Below are 1,187 nucleotides of genomic sequence, written 5' to 3'. Positions count from 1 at the left end.
GGAAACTCCGAACAAGTCAGCACAGGCCATCTGACCTGTGCTGAAATAGCCCTCTGTCCAACAGCCCTCTACAAGCCCTCCTTCCCATGAGTCAGATGAGCTTTTCCGATTTCGAGTACGCCGGTAAGCGCAAGCAAACCCGTCGCGAGCGTTTCCTGGCCGAGATGGAGCAGGTGGTGCCGTGGAGCGGTTTGGTGGCATTGATCGAGCCGCATTACCCAAAGGCCGGCGGTGGTCGCAAGCCGTACCCACTGGAAACCATGCTGCGTGTTCACCTGCTGCAAAACTGGTTTTCGCTGAGCGATCCGGCCATGGAAGAAGCACTGTACGAAATCACGTCGATGCGCCAGTTTGCTCGCCTGACGCTCAGCGCTCCGATCCCCGAAGACACGACGATCATGAATTTCCGGCACCTGCTGGAGAAGCATCAGCTGGCGGCGGGCATTCTGGAAACCATCAACAATTACCTGCGAGACAAGGGCCTGTCGTTGCGCCAGGGCACCATTGTCGACGCCACCATCATCCACGCGCCCAGTTCGACCAAGAACAAGGAAGGCAAGCGCGATCCTGAAATGCATCAAACGAAGAAGGGCAACCAGTACTATTTCGGCATGAAGGCGCACATCGGCGCGGATGCTGAATCGGGTCTGGTGCATCACGTTCATGGCACCGCCGCGAACGTGGCCGACGTAATGGAAGTTGCACAACTGCTGCATGGCGCAGAGAACGTCGTGTGTGCCGACGCGGGCTACACCGGCGTAGAGAAGCGGCCTGAGCACGACGGGCGGCCAGTGATCTGGCAGATAGCTGCGCGACGCAGCACCTACAAGCACTTGAGCAAACGCAGCGTGCTCTACAAAGCCAAGCGCAAGATCGAAAAGGCCAAGGCGCAAGTGCGTGCAAAGGTGGAGCACCCGTTCCGGGTGATCAAACGCCAGTTCGGCTATGTAAAGACGCGTTTTCGCGGCTTGGCCAAGAACACAGCGCAACTGACCACGCTGTTTGCGCTGTCGAATCTGTGGATGGTGCGCCGGCAATTATTGCCTGCTGCGGGAGAGGTGCGCCCGTGAGGGCAGAAAACCAAGGCTGTGCCTTGGTTATCCAATAATCAGCGGGTGAAAATCGGGCTTTTCGGCATGCCCAAGCCGTCCATTTCCGGCTGATGGGCAACTTGTTCGGAGTTTCCC

General features: G+C 58.0%; 1 protein-coding gene. It reads left to right on the top strand.

Features of this window, described 5'->3' with window-relative positions; translation table 11 throughout:
- Positions 1-86 precede the first annotated feature (86 nt).
- Positions 87-1,070, top strand: coding sequence for an IS5 family transposase (locus APH34_RS28375; RefSeq protein ID WP_081264849.1), 984 nt, complete (start codon positions 87-89; stop codon positions 1,068-1,070).
- Positions 1,071-1,187 lie beyond the last annotated feature (117 nt).

It is taken from the genome of Pseudomonas sp. NBRC 111131 (assembly GCF_001320525.1).
In the GTDB taxonomy this organism is placed as follows: Bacteria; Pseudomonadota; Gammaproteobacteria; order Pseudomonadales; family Pseudomonadaceae; genus Aquipseudomonas; species Aquipseudomonas ceruminis.
This window is presented reverse-complemented; position numbering and strand designations above follow the sequence as displayed.